This is a genomic window from Lysinibacillus sp. GW247-5R2A, from assembly GCF_059424475.1.
In genome coordinates this window covers 457-22,564 of sequence record NZ_JBWKZL010000018.1, presented here as the reverse complement: position 1 = coordinate 22,564, position 22,108 = coordinate 457, and the positions used below count along the sequence as shown (strand labels likewise).

The following is a 22,108-nucleotide window of genomic DNA, read 5'->3' as shown; positions in this document are numbered from 1 at the left end:
TCAGCAAAATGCATTTTAATTACTATCATCCTATATTTTTAAGTATTTTTTAAGTACTTTTTTAGTTTTATTTAAGACAAATGTACTATAATTACGCCTGATTAATTATTACAATCATTATACTATTTTTACAATATAAGAAAAAATATTACTTTTTAAAGTCGATCTCTTCCAGCATTATGTTCCTACTAAATATAAACTATTTCAATTTTTTATAAGAATAGTTTGATACATAAACGCCTAAACAATTATTTCAATTCTCTTAACACAAATAAATAACTTCTTTCTTCTATATAATGAACGGCGAATACTTTCTAAGAAGGGATTTGGCGTGATGTGACACCCCCACAGGATTACTAACTCTCGCCTGTGGAAGACCTACTATAAATTGCTTTATTTTAGTATCAAATTTTTAATAGAGAAAATTAAGTGATTTTAACTTTTCATGCCCTTCAGTATATATAGAAAGCCTTTTCAACCAAAATGAACTAGAGTTTAATGGTTTTCAATTTAATTGTAAAAAGGAGAGTTTGATGTGATTCGAGCCGTTTTAATAGACAATGAACCTTTAGCTTTACACTATTTTCAAAATAAACTACAAGTATTTCAGCAAATACAAATTATTCAAACCTTTACGAGTGTAGAAGTATTTCTTAATGAGCTACCCTCGGTAGAATTTGAGGTTCTATTTTTAGAGGTAAAACTCAAAGAGCTTTCTGGACTTGAAGTAGCGGACATTATTAAAACAGAGCGTCCACATGTCAGTGTTGTTTTTATTACTTCCCATCATGAATTTGCTTTACAGGCTTATGAAATTGGCGGCCTTGATTATTTATTAAAACCCATCAGCCATGCTCGTTTAGAAAAAACAGTGACTCGTATTGAGCATGAATTTTCTATACAGCAAATGCTACAACAGGCAACTCAAACGTTATTAAACGTACAATGCTTTGATCAGTTTGCTGTTTATAGCAATAAAAGCTTAGTAGCATTTAAAACTGAGAAGACGAAGGAATTATTTGCTTATTTTATTTTGCATCCAAATATTCCTATACACCGAGATTATTTAATTGAAATCCTTTGGCCAGATTTAGATTATGTAAGAGCCAAATCAAATCTTCATACAGCTTTGTCGTACTTAAGGAAAACATTAAATACGATTGGCTATGAAAACTGTATTGTTTTTTCAAATAAATACTATATCTTTGAAAAACCAAGCCTCGTGTGTGACTTATATGATTTTCAAAAACTTCATGAGGATTTTTCACGATTAGAATTTCCTTCTATTTCTTTAATTCATCAATGTCTAGCAATTTATAAAAATGGTTTATTTGTATTTGATGATTATGAATGGGCAAAAGCCTATAAGGATAGATTAACGAAATCATACATAGAGATATTAGAAAAAGGGTTCCAAACTACTGTCTTTTCAGATACTGATAAAGCCATAGAATTTTTGCATGCATTATTAGAATATGATCCCTATAATGAACAAAAACTTGAGCACTATTTATACACATTAATTCAGGCAGGTCTTCATGAGCAGGCGCACAAAATTTTCCTAACGTATAAACAAAAACTAAAAGAGGATTTAGCATTAGCTCCAAGCTCTACTTTATTAGAGATATCCAAAAAGTTATTTGTGGAAAGTAAATAACCAAACTAAAAACGACGAGCTCCTACCATATTGTAGAAACTCGTCGTTTCGCTTTAGCTACCGCTACCCTCTGTCAAACCATGTTTAACCGCATATAGAGCAGCCTGGGTACGATCTTGTACTTGTAATTTTGTAAATATATTAGAAATATGGGTTTTAACTGTTTTTTCTGTAACAAATAGTGAGGATGCAATTTCTCGATTACTTTTCCCTTTTGTTAGCTCTGCCAGCACATCCTGTTCACGAGGTGTCAATGGGTTTAATGAATGTGGGGCACTCTGTGCCTCCTGGCGATCCATTTCAAGCGTCGTTGTAGCCTCTGGGTGTAATGTATTTTCGCCACGCATAATGCGACGAATAGATAAGACCAATTCATCTGGCTCAATATCTTTCAATTGATAGCCTGCTGCCCCAGCCTCCATTGCAGGGACAACATGGTCCCGATCTGAAAAGCTTGTCAGCATTAAAATCTCTATTTTTGGAAATTTTGCTTTAATGCGCTTTGTCGCCTGTATGCCGTCCAACTCAGGCATTACTAAATCCATTAAAATAATGTCCGGTTGGATACTTTCTGCTAATGATACGGCTTCATGTCCATTTTTTGCCTCTCCAACAACCTCAATATCCTTTTGTGTCTTTAAAAAAAACAGTAACCCTCGACGCACTACGTGATGATCGTCTGCAATTAATACACGTATCATGTCCTCTCCCCCTTAATATGGCAAGCGGATCAGCAGCTCCGTACCTTTGCCCATTTCACTTACCCAGTCGGCAGTGCCACCCACTGATTTTGCACGGTCCTTAATGGATTGTAAGCCCATTGACAGTAGCTTCGTATTATTGTCAATGACAAATCCTCGTCCCTCATCGCGTATAACTAATAAAATATCTGTAGACGTGACGGTAATATAAAGTGCTGCCTCTAAAACACCTGCATGGCGTCGCACATTATTTAAAGCCTCTTGAGCTACTCGAAATAATGTCTCTTCAATCCGCGATGGAAATTGTAAGACTCCTGAAACCGTAACATGTAATTTTAAGCCAAGCATCTCAGCATATACTTTTATCGCTTCCAGTAAGCCATTTTCCAATCCCTTTGGTCGTAGCTGCCAAATTAATGCCCGCATCTCTGTTAGCGCATCCTGAGTTAAATGCTGTATCTCTTTAAATGTTTCTTTCACATCGCTATCCTGTGTCATTTCAATTCCAGCCCTCGCCGTTAGCGTAACCGAAAATAATAGTTGATTGACTGAATCATGTAAATCTCTTGCTAGGCGGTTGCGTTCCTTTACAAGGGCCATCTCTTGCTCTTGTTTCGTCAGTAAAATTCGCTTTATAGCAGAACCCATCTGAAATGCTACCGACTCCAATAGGGCTAGCTCCTCCTCTGAAAAGCGTACCGTATCCTTTGAGGCAACATTTAATACACCAAAACGTTCTTGGCCAGATTGAAGGGGCACTGTGGCATGATGGGTGATGCCTTCATGATCCCCCACATTAGCTGCAATGGCACTTTCAATACGTTGACATTCAATAATATTAGATGCCTTTTTTAGCTCCTCATTACGATAACGGGATACACACCAACAGCCACCTTTTTTTAAATAATGGCAGTTGTTAAATTCCAATGCCTCAGGTAAATTTTCATGAACAACAAGCTCCGAGCGTCCCTTTGCATCAATAAAAAAGATCCAGCCTGTTTCAAAATTCGTGCCATTTAAAAATTGGATAAGGGCCCCTTTTAGCATCGTAACGATTTCAGTTTCTTCATTTAATAGCTCTGCAATTTCCTTTAATATACTAATATTGGAATGCTCATTTTCCTTCACGAAAACACCTCTTCTTTAGCATTACTATTGTTAATGATACCATTAAGGCATTAGGCTCGTCTTCATTAGCCGTTCATACTTTAGACTGAAATTATCGTCCTTATTTTGCGTAAGTTAATTTACATATAAAACTAGAACAACTATAATCGTACAAGTAGTGTTTTTATAAAGGGGAGAATCGATATGTCTAAAAAAGAGGAAAATGGCTTATTATTTATATGGATAGTATCTGCTGTAGCTACACTGGGTTCATTATACTTTTCTGAAATTCGTCATTATGAACCGTGTAAATTATGTTGGATACAGCGTATTTTTATGTACCCTATCGTCATTATGGCCACTGTAGCCTTCATACAAAAAAATGCTCGTATTGCTGTCACAACAGCGGTTTTCTCCGTTATCGGAGGCTGTATCTCACTCTATCATTACGGCATTCAAAAGCTTAGTTTTTTAGCGGATAATGCCCCCTCTTGTGGCGCCGTATCATGTACAGGACAATATATTAACTGGTTAGGCTTTATTACTATTCCATTTTTAGCATTAACTGCATTTATTTTAATTGCAGGGGCAAGCTTCTATTTAATAAAAGCTACAAAAGCTGCAAAATAATCAAGGGACCGTGTTCTACCATTGGAATACGGTCTTTTCTACGGAGGAAGATTAATGTTTCTTTATACTTTCAATGAAGATCACTTAACGATTGAGGAACTGTTACGTAATCATTGGCGACTAGGCAAAAAGCTCGTCCATGAACTACGTATGGCAAAAGCTATTACATTAGAAAATGATGAGCTTGTTCAATGGAATACTCCTTTACAAATAGGGACTATTGTTAAATTTACATTCCCAATCCCAGCGTCTAGCTATAAACCAACCCCTATTTGTGCGATTGATATCGTTTATGAGGATGATCATTGCTTAATCGTATCGAAGCCAAAGGGTATGGCAACGCACCCTAATGATGACCGAGATACTCATACATGTATGAATCACGTTATGGCACATATTCAGCAACAAGGTGGTAAGTATGCAGAGCATGTCCATCGACTAGATAAAGGGACACAAGGTTTATTACTCGTAGCCAAGCATCCTTTAGCGAAATCAATTTTTGACCGGATGATTGAAGAAAAGTCTATTATTCGGACGTATGCGGCAGAAGTACAAGGAAATATACGCTCCTCATCAGGTACCATTTCTGAATCTATTGGTAAAGATCGACACCACGCATCTAGACGTGTCGTGTCCAAAACTGGACAGCATGCAGTGACACATTATGAAGTCGTTTCACGCTACAAAAATTCTTGTGTGGTCCATTTGATTCTTGAAACGGGCCGAACACATCAAATTCGTGTCCATTTAGCCTATATCGGTCATCCTATTATTGGTGATACGATGTACGGTGCAAGAGAAACGGTTAGTGATGACTATGAACTCCATGCTATCCAATTAGAATTTGACCATCCATTTTTAAATAAACGCATTACAGTCAAGGACGAGCAATAATTCAATAAAAAAATCCCGCTTCTCTATTACGAGAGCGGGATTTTATATAGAACTAAAAATCAAATTTGAAATGATCAGGATCTTGCCCAAATCGTTGATTACGATGTAATGACGCTATCTTATCCATTTGAGTCTGTGTTAATTCAAAGTCAAAAATCTGTGCATTTTCTGCAATTCGACTAGGTGTCACCGATTTAGGAATAATCAATGTGTCATTTTGTAAATGCCAGCGTAATACTACCTGAGCAGCCGTCTTGCCGATCTCCTTGCCAATTTCTACGATAGTAGAATCATCAAGTACCCCACCTCGTCCTAACGGTGACCATGCAGTAACTGCAATCTGATGTTCATGGCAAAATGTGCTTAATGCTTGTTGTTGTAAATACGGATGCATCTCCACCTGATTAACCATTGGAGCAATATTGGCCTTTGCCAGTATGTTTTCTAAATGATGCTCATGATGGTTCGACACACCTGTTGCACGAATTAGTTTTTCATCATATAGGCGTTCAATGGCACGATAGGTTTCCACAAATGTTTCTGGAACAGCCCAATGAGTTAAATATAAATCAACGTAATCCATATTAAGTTTCTTCAGCGATACTTCAAAAGCCCGTAAGGTTTGATCATATCCTTGGTCATTATTCCATACCTTTGTGGTAACAAAAATATGTTCACGTGGTACACCTGAATGACGAATAGCTTCTCCTACCTCTACTTCATTCCCATACAAAGATGCCGTATCGATAGCTCGATAACCAACCTTCAGCGCTGTATCGATGGATTGTAATGTTTCTTCATGATCTGTCATTTTATAAACACCTAAGCCGAAGCGAGGCATTTCTACTCCATTTGATAATGTTTTCGATGATTGTAAATTCACGAATCACAACCCCTTTCTTTTTCCTAGTACCATTATACAAAAAATTGGATTTAAGAAAAATAAGGAAGCTACTGTTCTTCACCACTATTCATCCTTTTCCTCGATACTTTCCAATTGAATAGGGTCGGCAATACGCTCATCCTCCGCAAGCTCTAGACCATCACGTAAATGTTCCATTTGTTTGCCCAAATCTTTTAATTCCTTCATATCTCTCGCCATCGTACCATTTTCAATGTTTGGCACTTTTTTTTTCATATGAATCACCTCCTTAATAGTTTTCCCGATAATTATACGTTTGAACCATTTCTGACATATTTTATTCAGGTATGTCGTTTCATTTTCATAGTAGATAGGCTATACTAAATAGAGATGTCTTTATTACATGAGGAGGGTTACTTCCATGAAACTATTATTAATCATTGGTGTAACAGTTGCTTTCTTAACAGCTATTTTTACTGCTGGGTACGAAGGCGATTACAAAGCGGATAAATAATACCTCGAGAAAATCACTAAGCATTAGATGTGCTTAGTGATTTTCTTTTTTTGTCGAACAATCACATTCCTTACTTGACTTTTGGCTATTTTTAAAATAAACTAACTTACATAAAGTAACTAAATGAATAAAAATAACTTACTGGAGGTATTTTGTATGCATTTCCATGAAAAACCTAACACATATGTAACAAATGTTGAAATAAAAGTAAGCGATCTACAACGGTCTTTAGCATTTTATCAAGACGTCATTGGCTTCAACGTTTTACACCAAGAATCACATAAAGCTACTTTAACAGCGGATGGACATACTGCACTATTAACAATTGTCCAACCAAACACAGTGGAAGAAAAAGTAAGCAGGACGACTGGACTTTATCATTTTGCACTACTCTTGCCAACTCGTCGTGATTTGGCAAATATTATCACGCATTTTCATGAAAAAGGCGTATATCTTGGGGCTTCTGATCATGCTGTCAGTGAAGCACTTTATTTAAATGATCCTGATGATAATGGTATTGAGGTATACGTAGATCGTCCTGAAAATGAATGGGGATGGCATATGGATCAAGTGCATATGGTGACAGAGCCCCTAAATATTCGCTCGATTTTAGAAGAAGGTGACGGAATTTGGAATGGCCTTCCTGCTGGTACAGTCATGGGACATATTCACTTATCTGTTTCTAACTTGGCAGAGGCTGAACAATTTTATACAAATGGCTTAGGGTATGATATTGTAGCGCGCTACGGCTCTCAGGCATTATTTATTTCTACAGGGCGCTATCACCATCACATTGGCCTAAATACTTGGCACTCAGAAAATGCGCCAAAGCTGGGCGAAAACCAAGTGGGCTTAAAAACGTACTCACTGCGTTTAGATAATGAAGAACAAGCCTCAATAATGAAAACAAACCTTCGTGCGATGGGTGCACCTGTTATCGATATAGATGGTGGATTCCAAACCGAGGACCCGGCTGGAAATATCGTATTATTAAAACTTTAGTAAAAAGCAGTTCTCACAAGTGTTGAGAACTGCTTTTATTAATGTAAACCTGGATATCCTTGTTGTCGTAATGCCTCATATATAACAATCGCAGCCGTATTAGATAAGTTGAGTGAACGGACATGATCACTTTGCGGAATACGCAAGCACATATGGCGACGTTCATACGCAAATTCTTTCGGCAGTCCTGTTGTTTCTTTCCCAAACATAAAGTAAATGTCACGCTCTTTATCACTAAAATCATGCGTGGTGAACGGCTCATCACTATAAGTTTCGATTAAATATACGTCTCCACCTTTAGAATACGCTATAAAATCATCTAGTGAATCATGATAAACAACATTCACACTATGCCAATAATCTAAGCCTGCCCGTTTTAGCATTTTATCGTCAGTTGAAAAGCCTAGTGGACGAATTAAATGTAATGAAGTATTTGTACCAGCACAAGTGCGAGCAATATTTCCTGTATTCGCTGGAATTTCTGGTTGATATAAAACGATATGCAATGGCATAACGATACACTTCCTTATTGTCATAATTTCTTTTAGTACTACTCATTTAGTTGAGTTGTTTTTTTCATTCATTCTGAAAAAACTGCAAACCTTTGTGAATTTCATGCAATACTTCTTCGTCCTTTTCATTAGCTTCTGCATCATATAAGGCAGACTTAGCCTGGTCCCCACCTATCTTACCTAAAGCCCATGCTGATGTGCCTCGAATAACTGGACGATCATCGTTTTTCAAAAGGTTGATAAGATCTGGAATAGCCCCTTCCTCTTTAAAATGAGCAAGGGCGAGGATCGCATTTCGTTGAATAGGCTTTTTACCTCGCCATGAACCAGAAACGTGGCCAAATTTTTCCTTAAACTCTCTATTAGAAATCGTTAATAGTGGTGTTAGTAATGGCTTGGCAAGCTCTGGATCTGGCATAAATTCTTCATGAATCCAATTAATTTTCCCTTTATTTTTGGGACACACAGTCTGACATGTATCACAGCCATAGAGGCGATTACCAATATGGCTACGAAACTCATCAGGAAGTGTTCCCTTCGTCTGAGTGAGGAAGGCAATACAACGTTGTGCATCCAATTGCCCGCCTTGGATTAATGCACCGGTTGGACAAACATCCAAGCATAGGCGACACTCCCCACATTCATCCTCCATTGGCTTATCGGGCGAGAATGGAATATTGGTAATAAGCTCCCCTAAATACACATAAGACCCGAATTCAGGTGTTATAATCGAACAGTTTTTACCGCTCCAGCCTATGCCTGCACGTTCTGCTACTGCACGGTCTACAAGTGCACCTGTATCAACCATTGACTCAATACGAACACCTTCGACACGCTCCTCAAGCCAAGCAGATAATAACTTCAAACGTTCACGTATTGCTGTATGATAATCGACTCCCCATGAAGCACGGCAAAATATCCCTCGTCTTGCTCCCTTTTTGCCAATGGGTGCATTTTGCATACGTGAGGGATAGGCAACCGCGATCGAGACAATACTCTCTGCCTCATTTAATAATTGCAGGGGTTCGGTACGTTTTTCAATATCACTTTCTTCAAAGCCAGACTGATAGCCAAGCTCCTGCTGACGACGCAGTCGGTTTTTTAATTCTGTAAAGGGAGCTGCTGTTGTAAAACCTATTTTATCAACGCCAATGGATATTGCATATGCCACAAAGTCGCGTTGTAGGTCATGTATGTTCATTTTATTTCCAACTCCTTACATGGTACAATAATAGAAATAGATAAAGTAGGTGATGTTCTTTGGAAATTTCCATTAACGAATCTCTATTAACACAACATCCCGAGCTAAAAATCGGCATTATTCATTATACCAAAATTGTTGTAGCAGAATCCCCTCAAATGATTAAAGGTCGGATGCAATTGTATCAAGAAAACCTTTTTCTAGACATGCAGGACCTTCCAGTGAACCAGCGTGAGGGCATTGCAGAATGGCGAGCACTATGGAAACAGCTAGGTGCCGATCCAAATCGTTATCGTCACTCAGCAGAAAGCCTTATGCGTCGAATTAGTAAACAAAACTATTTAACACCATTTCATTCTGGTGTAGATTTAAATAACTTCTTCTCTCTTCAATATGAAATTCCGATTGGTCTATATGATGTAGCCCTTATGAAGGGGTGCGTAGAAATAGCTCTTGGCCACGAAGACATTGGTTATGAGGGTTTAAATGGTCGTTTTAATACGTTTAACAAAATCCTCTATAGCCGTGATGAAAAGGGAGCGTTTGGTTCACCATTTGTCGATTCTAAACGGACAGCCGTTACAGAGGATACGACTGAGGCGCTCCATATTTTTTATCTTAGACCATCATTAACACATGAAGCAGCGAATGACCTTTTGGCGTCAGCAGGCAAAATGTTTAACCAAATTCATGGTGGTGACTATCAAATTGCCCTCTTGTCAAATAATGCACCATCTACAATACTATAAAAAGGACGTGTTTTCGTGATCAATCTTGCAGAAGCTGTTAAACTAAAAAGTATTTTAGGAAAGAAAACGCAAGAGCTTATTAGTGAATTACATCGTAGTGCCTTTGTGACAGTAGAAAAGGGACAGGCTCCTAAAACAAGTAACCGTGCACTCTCCCTTATTGAAGCGGAATTGGCACAAGTTCGTGTAGATACGCGTACGCTAGATCGTTTAGTATATGAAGCAAACATCCAAAACACAGTAGACTTTAAAGATCAGAAACTAGCACTAGTGGAAGCTATTGAATTAGCTACACAGCTGCGTGCTGAGGCTGAACTATGTAAAGAATTTAGTATGAGGGAAAAAGAAAGTGTCCGCTTTGGGTATGGTGATGGTGCTATGTTATACGAGATTGCATTATATGAGCCAGACGACTATCGAGAACGCGCAATGAAGCTCGAAAAAGAGGCACATAAACTATCCAATCTTATTAATTCAAAAAATTACAGCATCCAACTTAACTTTGACGATTCCCGTTATTTCTAATCTCGGGGCGGTGAGACTCCAAACCGAGTTGGATGTGCTGTTTTCAAATTTAGCTATTCGGCTAATTAAATAAAAACCAATAACAAGTTACCTGTTACTGTATGACCGATGACTAATAACCAACCGTAGGTAAAGGCCATACTCAAAAAACTTGATTCCATTTGAAAACGCCATCCAAGGCTCTCCTACATCTATGTATGGAGAGCTTTTTTATCTGTAGATATGTAAAAATTTCCTATGTCTAGATTGCCCCTTTCAAGGACAAAATGGAAGTATCTATTGGAAAGGGGTCATACTATGACGCAGCAAAATGATTCAACACATGAGCAAGATACAACATTGACAAATCGGCAGGGGCATCCCGTTACTAACAATCAAAATTTACGAACAGTTAGTAATCGAGGTCCTGCAACACTTGAAAATTATGATTTTCTAGAGAAGATAAGTCACTTTGACAGGGAGCGAGTCCCAGAACGAGTTGTTCATGCTCGCGGTGCTGGTGCACATGGTTATTTTGAAACATATGGTGTAGTAGGCAATGAACCAATTTCTAAATATACCCGTGCAAAAGTCTTTCAGGATAATGGGAAAAAAACACCTGTATTTGTACGTTTTTCAACGGTTATACATGGTGGACACTCCCCTGAAACATTACGTGATCCACGAGGCTTTGCGGTAAAATTTTATACAGAGGATGGCAACTGGGATTTAGTCGGTAATAATTTAAAAATTTTCTTTATCCGTGATGCGATGAAATTCCCTGACATGATTCATGCATTTAAGCCTGATCCTATTACTAATATTCAAAACGTTGAACGTTTCTTTGATTTTTGTGCTAGCTCACCAGAATCCTTCCACATGGTAACATTTGTATATTCACCTTGGGGTATACCCGCTAACTATCGTATGATGCAGGGCTCTGGCGTCAATACGTATAAATGGGTTAATCAGGAAGGTAAAGGGGTCCTCGTCAAATATCACTGGGAGCCACTTCAGGGCATTAAAAATTTAACTCAAAAAGAAGCAGAAGAAATTCAGCAGAAAAATTTTAATCATGCCACACAGGATTTATATGATGCGATTGAACGTGAAGAATTTCCTGAATGGGAGTTACATGTTCAAATTATGGAGGATGGTCCACATCCTGAGCTTGATTTTGATCCATTGGATGATACGAAGCTTTGGCCAAACGATCAATTCCCATGGTATCCAGTCGGTAAAATGGTATTAAACAAAAATCCTGAGGACTATTTTGCAGAGGTAGAACAAGCCACTTTCGGTACGGGCGTACTGGTTGATGGTTTAGATTTCTCCGACGATAAAATGCTGCAAGGTCGTACGTTCTCCTACTCGGATACACAACGTCACCGTGTGGGAGCCAACTATCTTCAATTGCCCATTAATGCGCCTAAAAAGCGTGTAGCAACCAATCAAAGTGGTGGGCAAATGATGTATAAACGGGATTTAGCACCTGGTCAAAATCCACATATTAATTATGAGCCATCCATGTTAAATGGCTTAAAGGAAGCCACACAGGATGGCAAGGAATATACTCCGTATATTGAAGGAAATCTTGTTCGAGAATCCATTGATCGTCAAAGTAATACCAAGCAAGCTGGTGAAACTTACCGTAACTTTGAGCAATGGGAGCGCGATGAGCTGCTTGCCAATTTAATTCGTGATTTAGCGGTCTGTCATATGGATATACAAAATGCCATGATTGCACTAGCGGAAGAAGCAGATGAAGAATATGGTCGTTTGCTAAAAGAAGGGTTGCATAAGGCTAGAAAGGAATCTTCTCCTTCAAAGCCACTTGGCAATATTGGTGGAGATCATGCTCCTCAAGATGCGATAGATAAAGGACATAATGCCGAGCCTTATTAATTCACACTTAAAAGACATTACATATTTTTGTAATGTCTTTTTGCATTATTGTTCATAAGCCTTATACCAATGATATGGTTGTATCTCTTTTAACGTTTTAAATATTAGTGAACCGGCTGAATTCGTAACTGCTGCCTTCACATTCTCTCCCCAATAAAAGAGCCTTTCTTGGCAGACCCCACAAGGTGTGAGCACTACGAATTTAGATTTTTCATTTTCTCTAGCAACACAAATCGAATGGGTCACCTTTGTATTCAATTTATGCGCCTCTAAAATAGCACCCGTTTCCATACATAATTCAGTTGCTGCATTGATGACCTCTGGTGCGACACTAGTTAAAATATGCCCGTCCTCAGAATATAAAGCGGCCGCTCCACCCCATCCTGAGGGATATCTTTTCTCCACTAATTGGACGGCTGCTTCATAGAGCTTTTTCTCAATATCCATATCATCTAACATCCCCCACAGTTAATATACTCCTGGTAATATCTTCAATACTTTTTCCTCTGCATCTAAATACGCATCTACGCCCAGAGGAATACCTATATTCGTTGATTCATGTCCTATTTTAAAACCTGCCACAACAGGAATGCCTAAGTCTCCAAAATACTCTTTCATTAAATAATGTAGTGCTGCATCATCCGACTCTGTTTGTGTAAAGGAGCCAATGACAACACCTGCTAGCTGCTCTAATTTCCTAGCTTGCTTTAATTGCTGTAGCATCGAATCAATGTTAGGAATGGATTCAGCTAACTCCTCTATCAATAAAATCTTACCTTCCGTCTGTATCTCAAATTTAGTGCCTAATGTGCTGACAAGACGATAAAGATTTCCTCCTATTAATTCACCACGTGCCACCCCACCAGCAATTGTTATTAGAGGGGAAATTGACTCCGTATATTGTATTTCGATAGGGGAAAATAATTGTACAAACATTTTCTTCGATAGTTCATCCATTGTATTAGCAGCCATTAGCATAGGTCCGTGGAATGTTACTAAATTAGCGTACTCATTGATGGCACAATGCAAATAGGTAATATCTGAAAAGCCCCAGAAAATTTTTGGATTTTCCTCTAATAGCGTATAATCAATTTTTTCAGCTATTCTAGCAGCGCCATAGCCACCCTTTACACAAAAAATCGCTTTCACTTCAGGATTTTTTACCATTTCATGAAAATCAGCTAACCTGATTTCATCACTACCCGCTAAATAATCATGCTTAGCATGGATGGTATCCCCTACGATATAGCGAAGACCCAACTCATCTAAAAAAGCTAATGCGTCCCCAAACTTTTCAGGTTCTACTAGACTCGATAGGGCAACTACACCTACTACATCTCCCTTTTGTAAACGTGGTACGGTATTTTTCACGTTCATTCCTCCTCTATTTTTCTTATGCTGTCTCTAAGCTAGTGCGAAGGCATTTAGCTAGTATTGCATCTTTTTTCCAGCATTCTATATGGTTATTTTCTACTTAAGAAGAAACGCCCGACATCCTACAATTGCAACCTTCAGACATTTAGACATTCCCTTCAACAAGGGTGATTTAATTGTTATTGTAGCAGTAATTTTGGGGAGCGTATATTCATTGCTCATACGTTTTCAGGAAAAACAAGAAAGCAAAGTCTTCAGTCATTAGAAGGCTTTGCTTTTTATTGTTAATTGGTGCCGCCATAAATAATCGTGACGTTAGGATGTTTTAATAATTGACTTGCAGGGAAATCTTCTGTTATATGGCCACTTTTCAATTTTTGGATGGCCGCCAGCTTCTTTTCACCAAAGGCAATCAGGACAATTTCCTTCGCCTTCATAATAGATTGAATGCCCATCGTAATCGCATGTGTTGGGACTTCGGCTTCGTCATCAAAGTAAATCGCATTTTCTGTTCTTGTTGATGCCGTTAATTCAACAATATTTGTCATAGAATCGAACGGAGTACCTGGCTCATTAAAACCTATATGACCATTTACGCCAATTCCAAGAAGCTGTAAATCAATACCTTCTGCTGCATCAATTCTTGCATCATATGCTATGCATTCAGCAGCTAAATCCTCTGCCTCACCATTTGGCAAATGTATATTTTCCTGTTTAATATTTACAGCATTAAATAAATTATTGTGCATAAAAGTCCAGTAACTTGCAGGACTTGTTCGTTTAAGACCTACATATTCGTCCAAATTAAAAGTTTGTACATCCTTAAATGATACTTGACCAGCTTGATGGTGCGCTACTAATTCTTTATACATTCCTACAGGTGAACCACCAGTCGCTAATCCTAGCACACTATTTGGCTTCTTCTGTATTTGCTCTAAAAAAATCTTTGCGGCCACTTCGCTCATTTCGTCATATGTATTGACTTCTATCCATTTCATTTTCCTTATCATACCTACCTTAAATTCTTATTCATTAACTATATTGTAAAATATTTCACTTTATAGTAGCTAATATATTAATTCTACAAGTTATTTAGCTATTTTTCTATCATTTCCCTCGTAATATTATGCGTGTATTCTGTTGCTGTTTCGGTTATGTTATTAATAAGGAAGTGAGGCGATTTTATGAACGCACAGATTCAGCAATATTTACAGCATATTCAATTTCAAGGAACTTTAGAGCCTACCGTCCAACTACTAGGACAGCTACAGACAAAGCATCTATTGACTATTCCCTATGAAAATTTAGATGTTGCCTTGAACCTCGATATCTCATTCGCTATTCCTAATTTATTTCAAAAGATTATTATTGAGCGACGCGGTGGCAATTGTTTTGAACTAAATATTTTATTTAGCTGGCTTTTACGGGAGCTCGGCTTCTCAGTTACCAATCGCTATGCCCAGTTTTGGCGCAATGTTGAAGAACTTACGCCTCCTGAAGATATACCCATGCATCAGCTATTACTAGTAAAGGATGCGAAACAATACTATATTTCAGATGTAGGCGTTGGTGCTTTAGCGCCTTGTAAACCAGTACCATTAATAGCAGGATATCAACACCGAGAAGGTCGAGAATTATATAAAGTAGAGTATGATGAAAAAAATGGTTGGATGCTTTTTGAGCAAACCAAACAGCAATGGCGTTTGCTCTATTGCTTTCATGATGATGCGAATGATGCAAAGTTTGCCCCACGACTCTCCAAGCAAAAAAATAAAATCGCCATGATTCGAACGGCTCGTGGTCGTCACACGATGATGAACAATGAATTTAGAATTTACGAGGGACCAACCTTAACTACTTATACAACAAACACCGAGAAGGAATGGCAGCAAGCCTTACAGCGCTTTTTTCATATTTCGATACAACAATAAAGGAAAGCGAGTCCATCAGTGGCTTGCTTTCCTTTTCTGATTATTTCATTGTTCGATTGAGTAATTCAAACACAACTATATCATTGTCTAGCTCCTTGATTAAACCAATATCATCGACGAAATAATAGGTTTTTATTACATCACTAAATTTTGACCTTTTCTCTACTATTATTACACCCGTATATTGGACTTGACCAGCTTGTACTGTGCTATTAGTTGATTTTACAGTTACTCGTTCTCCTGCAGTAACCCCTGGATCATCTTCATGTAAAATAACACCTAATCTAAGTGGTAGTTCCATATATAAATCATAATGTGTGTTAGCGTCACTTGCAATGGCTTGACCATATGCACGATCATGACCATATAAAAGCTCATCAGAAAGTGTTTGTCCTGTACTTACATTTTTGACTGTCCATACATCATTTTTACCGTCATGTTGCTCATATTGATAGCTTAAAGTATAACGCTTATTGTCACTTAAAGAATAATGGGCATACGTATAAACAAATGCCGGGTCCTTTAGCAAGTTGGGCTTAGAAAGAGTCAATGCTCGCGCCAAAAATGCTGAAAAATGTGCACGTGTAACAGGGGCATTCGGCTTAAACGCACCATCCTCATAGCCCCTTACTAAATGATTATGAGCCAGTGTTAAAATTTCTTTATAACCACGTGTCTGCTCCGTCACATCTGTAAAATAATAAGGATCTGAGCCTTTTAATTGAAATGCCCTATTTAGCACAATAGCCATTTCTCCTCTAGTAATCGGCGCGTCTGGATTAAATGTCTGGGCTGCATCGAATAACCCTTTGTTTTGTACAGCAGCTATTTCTTTGTAATATTGATTAGCCGGTGTTACATCTTGATAGTGGGGGTTTTCTATGTTGATTGTGTTTAGTCCTAAAGCACGTGTGAGCATGACAGCTACCTGTGCTTTCGTAACATAGTCATTCGGCTTGAATAACTGATTCGAATAACCCTTCACAATATCCTGCTCCACTAAATAATGTATTTCTGTCATCAAGCTATCATCCGTTAAATCTTTAAAGCTTGCTGCCTGCACTTCCTTCGGTATTATGCCAATCGTTATCAGGATCAAACATACTAATTTCAATATGTTCCTCACATTATCCCTCCTCCATCGATTCTTTACCCATAAAGACGTGTAGTTATGCTTAAAATGAAAAAAGACTCTACTGAAAGAGACTTTATTTGTTATTTTTATGTTGAATTAATCCGATTCCTATTCCAGTCGGATCCACTAAATAAGCAAGATAAAAGTCATCAAACTCCATTTTTTCACGCAAAATAGTTGACCTATTGCTTGTTGCCTGTTCGATAACTTCGTCCATTGCATCCACTTCAATTTGAATTCGTGTACCATGTGGATAGTCACTCGGACCTTTACTAATGCACCATTAATCCCCATTTTGTTTTTTAGCCCAGTTGTCACGGGCCAATAATCCCCATTCGGGGCCGCTACCTCCCAGTCAAACACCTTGCTATAAAAAGCTGCCGCTTTCTCCGGTTCCTGACTATTTAATTCAAAGCCAATTACTCTTCCCATACATATCCCCCCTTTTTATTTTTGCATAACAAATAATTCAACAATTAAGTGGCATTTCCTTCCTGAAAACCCTATAAATTTGCATGTCACACATGTTTAACCTAAACGTTACACAAGGCTCCCTACTAGTGGGAGCCTTGCTTATTTTATAAAACGACGCCATCGCTCATTTTAATAATACGATCTGTATAAACCAACATTTCTTCGTCATGCGTCACTAATAATGTTGTTATATTTAACGTTTTTGTTAATGTTCTTACTAACAACATAATTTCTTTAGAGCGCTGTGAATCTAAACTTGCTGTTGGCTCATCTGCAAACAATACTTTTGGTTGATGAATAATGGCGCGAGCAATCGCTACACGTTGCTTTTCTCCACCAGACAAGGAAGAAGGATAAGCATGTTGACGATGAGCTAACCCAACTAACTGTAATAAATGATTTACTTCATGCTTTTTCTCATGCTTCTTCAGTGGCGACCCAGCAACGTCCAACATTAATAGTAGCTGCTCCGCTACGGTAAGAAAAGGTACAAGATGAGCAACCTGAAAGACAAAGCCAAATTTACTTGCACGCAGCCCTCGTACCTGTTCCTCGTTCATAGCCGTTAAATTATGTCCCTCAAAAAGGATCTGTCCATCTGTCGGTGGTTGTAGTCCAGCAGCTATAGTTAATAGCGTGCTTTTCCCTGAACCAGATGCACCTACCAATGCGGTAATTTCTCCTTCTCTTAGAGATAAATTAATGCCTTTTAAAATTTCCTCTTCGACATCACCATTTTTAAACGTTTTTCTTACTTCATCAATCGTAAATAACGTCATGACTAAGCCTCCCCTTGGTGTATTGCTTGTAACGGTTCAATTTTTTTAATTTGTAGACCGGACAGTGTAGCTCCCACAAAACCAATGACAAGGAACACTAACGATAGTTGTATAGTTGTACCTAGGTTTAACGAAAACGGCATCTCCTTTGGCGCAACTATATTGAATAATTGACTAAGGCTGACTGATAATACTAATGAAAAGGCAGTAATAATCACCATTTGTGTCCAGATCATGTTAAATAACCTACTTGTTTTTAATCCAATCGCCTTGAGAATGCCGTATAGTCCAATCTTTTGTACATTCATCATATAGAAGAAAATAGCAAATAACATACCACTTATGACAACCAAAAACCAAATTATCATATTTAAGGACATCTGTTCCGCACTGTAACTCGGAATAGCATTCAGAAATTCCTTATTGCTATAAGACTGTAGCCCCTCAAATGCCTTAGCCGTATTTTGGGGAACGAAAATTAATTGCATATCCTTTACCCGATACATTTCCTGATAAGCCTCTTTACTTATATAAGCAACAGGCGCATGGCTATATTTCTTTTGCTCCACAAAGCCTTTCACTATAAACTCGCCACTATATTGATTGTTCGTTAATATATCTCCAACCTTAATTCCTTTATCCTGTAGCGAGCTGTCTAACAGCACCTCACCATGACGTACATTTCTAAATAGTGTTGATTCCGTCGACGTGACAAAGGCCACACTTTGCTGCTTATCATCCTGATCACTTAAAAAGCCCATTTGAATAGAAAAGGCAACTGCCTCCTTCTCCTCAGTCATGACTTCCTGTTGTAGATTGCTAGGGATTCTCGAAAGATTAAACGTCCCATCAGCATCCTCCGTCATGTAAAATTGTCCCTGAGGTAAGTCTTTTATTAAAGCTGCATTATCCTGTGACAAGCCATTCGCCAAACCTGAAATAATAAACGTTAAAAAACTAACTAGGAAGATGATGGAGCCCAAGATTAAAAACCGTACTTTATTTTTCTTCATTTCTTTCCAGGCAAGATTCATCCTTAACCCCTCCATTTCTTTGATTATCCTTAGCTTAAAATTGTTACATGAACAGAACATGAACTAATCATTAAAAATGCAGGGGAAAACGAATAACCCGCTCTGAAGGAAAGTAATTTATCCTACAGAACGGTTTATATCTACATCTAAAAAAACTCATATAATCCATTTTTAAAGTAATTGTACTCGTTTTGATTAATTAATTTTCTCCCATATCCTTCATAAAAAATCTTCCTGTCTCTTTCAGTTTCAAAGGCTTGTGGTTTAGGTCGTACTGCTAACGCAAAATCGTATCGTGGATCACCGAATGCTCCACCACTCCAATCAATAATACCCGATATTTTCTGATTATGAACGAGAACATTATCGATTGTAAAATCACCATGTATGAATGTTTGCTGAATAGGTTCAGGCTTATTCGCTTTTAAGTCATCTAACAACTCTGACGTACCAGCTACCTCAAAATTTTTTAGATTAAACTCTGCCTGACCCAACATATCATCGATCCAATCCCCAACAGCCTCCTCCTTTATTTCCAGTGGGCATGGCGTCGAATGAATTGCTGCAAGCACCTTTCCATAATGAAAGATGATTGCTTGCCTGTTTTCCTCTTTCGTTTCATTCTCTAATGCCTGTCTAATCGTACTACCTTCTATATATTCCATCAATGCCCATGCCTGCTCGTCTAATGGCTGTTCAATAAAGCAATATAAACGAGGGACAGGTAATGTAGAATTAGACAGACATTTTAGGACAGTCGCTTCTTTCTTTAACCATGAGCTATATTGCTTTCCTTTTGTTCTTTTTAAAATGAAAGTGCCTTGTGCAGAAAAAAGGATTCCAACATCCGATGTATGCCCCTGTCTCGGAAAAGAAATATGGGTAACCCCACCAACATAATCGACTATTTTTTTAGGTATTTCTATAAGCTGCATCGGCTTCAACCTGATCACCACCTAGTTAAAAAGTTAGGTCAAATATTGTAATAAAAAAACAATTCCAATTGCTAATCTTATAACTTTAGTTTCAATAGTTTTCTTTTAATCTTATCCGTTTTATACGTTTATAGTGTTTTTATATACTTTACGATATTGCTAATATTTTCAGAATTATATTCTGCCTCTGATAAAAGATAGTATCCACTTTTCGAAAAATCAATATGACCCAGTAAACTTTTTAAGTATGGAGAAATTAAAACCAAAACGCCATCGTTTTCTAATAATTCCTCTGGCGATTCAAATCCATGAGTAACTTCAACGTTAAAAGAACTCATATGATTCTCTTTCAATGCAATTTCTATGCTTTTTTTTAATCTCGTTTACCTTTTCCTCAAAAAGAAGCCTTCTCTATCTAAACCTGTGGCAAATCCCCTAAATCCCATAGCTAATTTGGGATAAATATATATTGTTTTCATTATGATGACTCCCTTCAAAAAAGATGGATGACTCCTTTAATCCCAGTCTATTATTAGGTATTGCGCTTTAGATTAATTTAATTTAATATACAAATGATAACTACACAACCATTAACTTACAAGTATAATTCTAAAAATTATTATATGGGTTCTTTATCCTAAAAACGGTTGGGAAAGTTTTTTAGTTAGCAAGTTTTCGTATAAACCATAATGTAAGGATGTAGAATTTTATGAATCTTATTAAAAAAAGCCGCTTGAAAAAATGAATTCCTTGCTGCTATTTCAAATTGTCTCTGATTTTCCTTATAGTAAAGAAGCCATAAGTCAGTAAAAACAGTTAAAAAAGTTAGTTCAAAAATTTCTAGTAGGAGCGTGTAAAATGAATTTAAAAGAAAAGTTGCTATTCATACAAAAAAATGGGTACCAAGCCCCCCCTGATACATTCCAGTTGACACTAGAAATGTTACATAACATCGGTTCTTTGGATGCCCAACTACGTGATGAGCTAATTTATACAACCTTATCACATTGGATTCCTAATAGTTCTCTAACAGCAAACGAACTAGAACAACTTCTACCGGTTATTTTGGATGAAAATCATTTGCTTTTTAAGCTTGGTGAAACAAATACAGACTCTGTCTTCACTCGATCTTTCTCCATGCTAGTCATACCGCTCCTCTTCACGAGGCATAGAGAATCTCCATTTCTATCAAGAGAGCAAATTCATCAGATAAAAGAGAAAGTATTTTACAATGTACAAGAAGAGCGAGATTACCGTGGCTATGACGAAGAAAAAGGCTGGGCTCATGCTATAGCCCATGCAGCAGATGCTTTAGAAGATTTGGCTCAGTGTCCCGAACTGGATAAAAATGACCTCTTAACTATCCTCGATTTGGTTTACGAAAAGATGACCATAACAGATCGAATATACGCCGATGGGGAAGATGAGAGAATGGTAAAATCCATAATTAATGTTTTAAATAGAAAAATACTTAGTCAGACTTATATAGAGCAATGGATTCAACGTTTTGGGGATGTGGAGACAAATTCAGAATTTCTCCCTGCCTTTAAGCAAAAAAACAATATAAAGAACTTTTTAAAATGCTTATACTTTCGAGTTAAATTTTACAAAGCGGATGCCGTTCTCTGCTCGACTATCGAGCATACATTATATAAAGTAGAAAAAGTATACTATTCCTAAATTTCTATAAAATGATTTCGATTCTTACCGTTTTCTATCGTAACCCCAAAAAACAAAAAGCTCACAAATCCTCTATTATCAAGGTTTGTGAGCTTTCTAAATTTATTAATCGTGACGTATATGTACGTGATGATACCGGTGGCCGGGGTCGAACCGGCACTCCAAAGGAACACGATTTTGAGTCGTGCGCGTCTGCCAATTCCGCCACACCGGCATAGTGTAGATAAAAAAAATCGGATAATCCGATTAAAAAATAAATTATGGAGGCGGCAACCGGATTTGAACCGGTGGTAAAGGTGTTGCAGACCTGTGCCTTACCACTTGGCTATGCCGCCATCATACTACTTGGAGCGGAAGACGAGGTTCGAACTCGCGACCCCCACCTTGGCAAGGTGGTGTTCTACCACTGAACTACTTCCGCATTAAATGGCTGGGGTACCTGGATTCGAACCAGGGCATGACGGAATCAAAATCCGTTGCCTTACCGCTTGGCTATACCCCAAAAGATAATTATATATAAAAATGGGG

23 protein-coding genes, 4 tRNA genes and 1 pseudogene are annotated in these 22,108 nt (G+C 37.8%); 9 read left to right on the top strand and 19 right to left on the bottom strand.

Annotated elements, in window-relative coordinates; genetic code table 11:
* Positions 1 to 535: 535 nt before the first annotated feature.
* Positions 536 to 1,657, top strand: a complete 1,122-nt coding sequence (locus AC07YC_RS21325) for a response regulator (protein WP_402797657.1) — start codon at positions 536 to 538, stop codon at positions 1,655 to 1,657.
* A gap of 53 nt (positions 1,658 to 1,710) precedes the next feature.
* Here the strand turns inward: AC07YC_RS21325 and AC07YC_RS21320 are convergent, their stop codons facing one another.
* Together AC07YC_RS21320 and AC07YC_RS21315 are read right to left on the bottom strand one after the other, a co-directional pair.
* Complete coding sequence (locus tag AC07YC_RS21320; protein WP_336637072.1) at positions 1,711 to 2,358, bottom strand: response regulator; 648 nt, start codon at positions 2,356 to 2,358, stop codon at positions 1,711 to 1,713.
* Positions 2,359 to 2,370: 12 nt separating this feature from the next.
* Positions 2,371 to 3,486 carry a GAF domain-containing sensor histidine kinase gene (locus AC07YC_RS21315; protein ID WP_336637071.1) on the bottom strand — a complete coding sequence of 372 codons (1,116 nt, stop codon included), beginning with the start codon at positions 3,484 to 3,486 and terminating at the stop codon, positions 2,371 to 2,373.
* Between the two features lie 183 nt (positions 3,487 to 3,669).
* Between AC07YC_RS21315 and AC07YC_RS21310 the strand changes: the two genes are divergently transcribed.
* Complete coding sequence (locus AC07YC_RS21310; RefSeq protein WP_008173406.1) at positions 3,670 to 4,095, top strand: disulfide formation protein C; 426 nt, start codon at positions 3,670 to 3,672, stop codon at positions 4,093 to 4,095.
* Positions 4,096 to 4,149: 54 nt separating this feature from the next.
* Positions 4,150 to 4,989, top strand: coding sequence for an RluA family pseudouridine synthase (locus tag AC07YC_RS21305; RefSeq protein ID WP_336637070.1), 840 nt, complete (start codon positions 4,150 to 4,152; stop codon positions 4,987 to 4,989).
* Between the two features lie 52 nt (positions 4,990 to 5,041).
* Here AC07YC_RS21305 and AC07YC_RS21300 read toward each other — a convergent pair whose 3' ends face one another.
* Both AC07YC_RS21300 and AC07YC_RS21295 read right to left on the bottom strand, forming a co-directional pair.
* Positions 5,042 to 5,872, bottom strand: a complete 831-nt coding sequence (locus AC07YC_RS21300; RefSeq protein WP_494920373.1) for an aldo/keto reductase — start codon at positions 5,870 to 5,872, stop codon at positions 5,042 to 5,044.
* A gap of 84 nt (positions 5,873 to 5,956) precedes the next feature.
* On the bottom strand, positions 5,957 to 6,127 hold the full coding sequence (locus AC07YC_RS21295; RefSeq protein WP_008173412.1) for a hypothetical protein: 171 nt from the start codon (positions 6,125 to 6,127) through the stop codon (positions 5,957 to 5,959).
* Between the two features lie 394 nt (positions 6,128 to 6,521).
* On the opposite strand from AC07YC_RS21295, the gene AC07YC_RS21290 reads away from it, so the two are divergent.
* Positions 6,522 to 7,367 carry a VOC family protein gene (locus AC07YC_RS21290; protein ID WP_494920372.1) on the top strand — a complete coding sequence of 282 codons (846 nt, stop codon included), beginning with the start codon at positions 6,522 to 6,524 and terminating at the stop codon, positions 7,365 to 7,367.
* Positions 7,368 to 7,405: 38 nt separating this feature from the next.
* On the opposite strand, the gene trmL is transcribed toward AC07YC_RS21290, so the two are convergent.
* Positions 7,406 to 7,879, bottom strand: coding sequence for a tRNA (uridine(34)/cytosine(34)/5-carboxymethylaminomethyluridine(34)-2'-O)-methyltransferase TrmL (gene trmL, locus AC07YC_RS21285; RefSeq protein ID WP_336637067.1), 474 nt, complete (start codon positions 7,877 to 7,879; stop codon positions 7,406 to 7,408).
* Positions 7,880 to 7,943: 64 nt separating this feature from the next.
* Positions 7,944 to 9,080, bottom strand: a complete 1,137-nt coding sequence (gene queG / locus AC07YC_RS21280) for a tRNA epoxyqueuosine(34) reductase QueG (RefSeq protein WP_494920371.1) — start codon at positions 9,078 to 9,080, stop codon at positions 7,944 to 7,946.
* Between the two features lie 59 nt (positions 9,081 to 9,139).
* On the opposite strand from queG, the gene AC07YC_RS21275 reads away from it, so the two are divergent.
* The 3 genes from AC07YC_RS21275 to AC07YC_RS21265 all read left to right on the top strand — a co-directional run bounded on the left by AC07YC_RS21275 (position 9,140) and on the right by AC07YC_RS21265 (position 12,238).
* Positions 9,140 to 9,829 carry a B3/B4 domain-containing protein gene (locus tag AC07YC_RS21275; RefSeq protein ID WP_336637065.1) on the top strand — a complete coding sequence of 230 codons (690 nt, stop codon included), beginning with the start codon at positions 9,140 to 9,142 and terminating at the stop codon, positions 9,827 to 9,829.
* Between the two features lie 15 nt (positions 9,830 to 9,844).
* Positions 9,845 to 10,354, top strand: coding sequence for a hypothetical protein (locus tag AC07YC_RS21270; RefSeq protein WP_336637064.1), 510 nt, complete (start codon positions 9,845 to 9,847; stop codon positions 10,352 to 10,354).
* A 297-nt stretch (positions 10,355 to 10,651) separates the two neighbouring features.
* A complete protein-coding gene (locus tag AC07YC_RS21265; protein ID WP_494920370.1) occupies positions 10,652 to 12,238 on the top strand; it encodes a catalase in 1,587 nt (528 codons plus the stop codon).
* Between the two features lie 45 nt (positions 12,239 to 12,283).
* Here AC07YC_RS21265 and AC07YC_RS21260 read toward each other — a convergent pair whose 3' ends face one another.
* The 3 genes from AC07YC_RS21260 to nagB all read right to left on the bottom strand — a co-directional run bounded on the left by AC07YC_RS21260 (position 12,284) and on the right by nagB (position 14,610).
* Positions 12,284 to 12,685, bottom strand: coding sequence for a cytidine deaminase (locus AC07YC_RS21260; protein WP_494920369.1), 402 nt, complete (start codon positions 12,683 to 12,685; stop codon positions 12,284 to 12,286).
* 21 nt (positions 12,686 to 12,706) lie between these two features.
* The gene (locus AC07YC_RS21255; RefSeq protein ID WP_494920368.1) at positions 12,707 to 13,615 is read right to left on the bottom strand and encodes a S66 peptidase family protein; all 909 of its coding nucleotides are present in this window, start codon (positions 13,613 to 13,615) and stop codon (positions 12,707 to 12,709) included.
* Positions 13,616 to 13,896: 281 nt separating this feature from the next.
* A complete protein-coding gene (nagB, locus tag AC07YC_RS21250; protein ID WP_494920367.1) occupies positions 13,897 to 14,610 on the bottom strand; it encodes a glucosamine-6-phosphate deaminase in 714 nt (237 codons plus the stop codon).
* A gap of 186 nt (positions 14,611 to 14,796) precedes the next feature.
* On the opposite strand from nagB, the gene AC07YC_RS21245 reads away from it, so the two are divergent.
* Positions 14,797 to 15,543 carry an arylamine N-acetyltransferase family protein gene (locus AC07YC_RS21245; protein WP_336637059.1) on the top strand — a complete coding sequence of 249 codons (747 nt, stop codon included), beginning with the start codon at positions 14,797 to 14,799 and terminating at the stop codon, positions 15,541 to 15,543.
* A 40-nt stretch (positions 15,544 to 15,583) separates the two neighbouring features.
* Here the strand turns inward: AC07YC_RS21245 and AC07YC_RS21240 are convergent, their stop codons facing one another.
* The 6 genes and pseudogenes from AC07YC_RS21240 to AC07YC_RS21215 form a co-directional block, all read right to left on the bottom strand.
* The gene (locus AC07YC_RS21240; protein ID WP_494920366.1) at positions 15,584 to 16,669 is read right to left on the bottom strand and encodes an S-layer homology domain-containing protein; all 1,086 of its coding nucleotides are present in this window, start codon (positions 16,667 to 16,669) and stop codon (positions 15,584 to 15,586) included.
* Between the two features lie 82 nt (positions 16,670 to 16,751).
* A pseudogene (locus AC07YC_RS21235) lies at positions 16,752 to 17,110 on the bottom strand (VOC family protein).
* A 146-nt stretch (positions 17,111 to 17,256) separates the two neighbouring features.
* Positions 17,257 to 17,931, bottom strand: a complete 675-nt coding sequence (locus AC07YC_RS21230) for an ABC transporter ATP-binding protein (RefSeq protein ID WP_494920365.1) — start codon at positions 17,929 to 17,931, stop codon at positions 17,257 to 17,259.
* A 2-nt stretch (positions 17,932 to 17,933) separates the two neighbouring features.
* Entirely contained in the window at positions 17,934 to 18,965 is a 1,032-nt protein-coding gene (locus AC07YC_RS21225; RefSeq protein WP_494920364.1) for an ABC transporter permease, read from the bottom strand.
* 146 nt (positions 18,966 to 19,111) lie between these two features.
* Complete coding sequence (locus tag AC07YC_RS21220) at positions 19,112 to 19,900, bottom strand: phosphotransferase family protein (protein ID WP_494920396.1); 789 nt, start codon at positions 19,898 to 19,900, stop codon at positions 19,112 to 19,114.
* Between the two features lie 128 nt (positions 19,901 to 20,028).
* Positions 20,029 to 20,253, bottom strand: coding sequence for a hypothetical protein (locus tag AC07YC_RS21215; RefSeq protein ID WP_494920363.1), 225 nt, complete (start codon positions 20,251 to 20,253; stop codon positions 20,029 to 20,031).
* 505 nt (positions 20,254 to 20,758) lie between these two features.
* On the opposite strand from AC07YC_RS21215, the gene AC07YC_RS21210 reads away from it, so the two are divergent.
* Entirely contained in the window at positions 20,759 to 21,580 is an 822-nt protein-coding gene (locus tag AC07YC_RS21210) for a DUF2785 domain-containing protein (RefSeq protein WP_494920362.1), read from the top strand.
* Between the two features lie 133 nt (positions 21,581 to 21,713).
* Here AC07YC_RS21210 and AC07YC_RS21205 read toward each other — a convergent pair.
* From AC07YC_RS21205 to AC07YC_RS21190, 4 genes are all read right to left on the bottom strand, one after another.
* Positions 21,714 to 21,794 (bottom strand) — tRNA-Leu (locus tag AC07YC_RS21205).
* A gap of 47 nt (positions 21,795 to 21,841) precedes the next feature.
* Positions 21,842 to 21,915: transfer RNA gene (locus AC07YC_RS21200), tRNA-Cys, on the bottom strand.
* Between the two features lie 11 nt (positions 21,916 to 21,926).
* Positions 21,927 to 22,001, bottom strand: a tRNA-Gly gene (locus AC07YC_RS21195).
* A 6-nt stretch (positions 22,002 to 22,007) separates the two neighbouring features.
* Positions 22,008 to 22,082, bottom strand: a tRNA-Gln gene (locus AC07YC_RS21190).
* Positions 22,083 to 22,108: the final 26 nt, after the last annotated feature.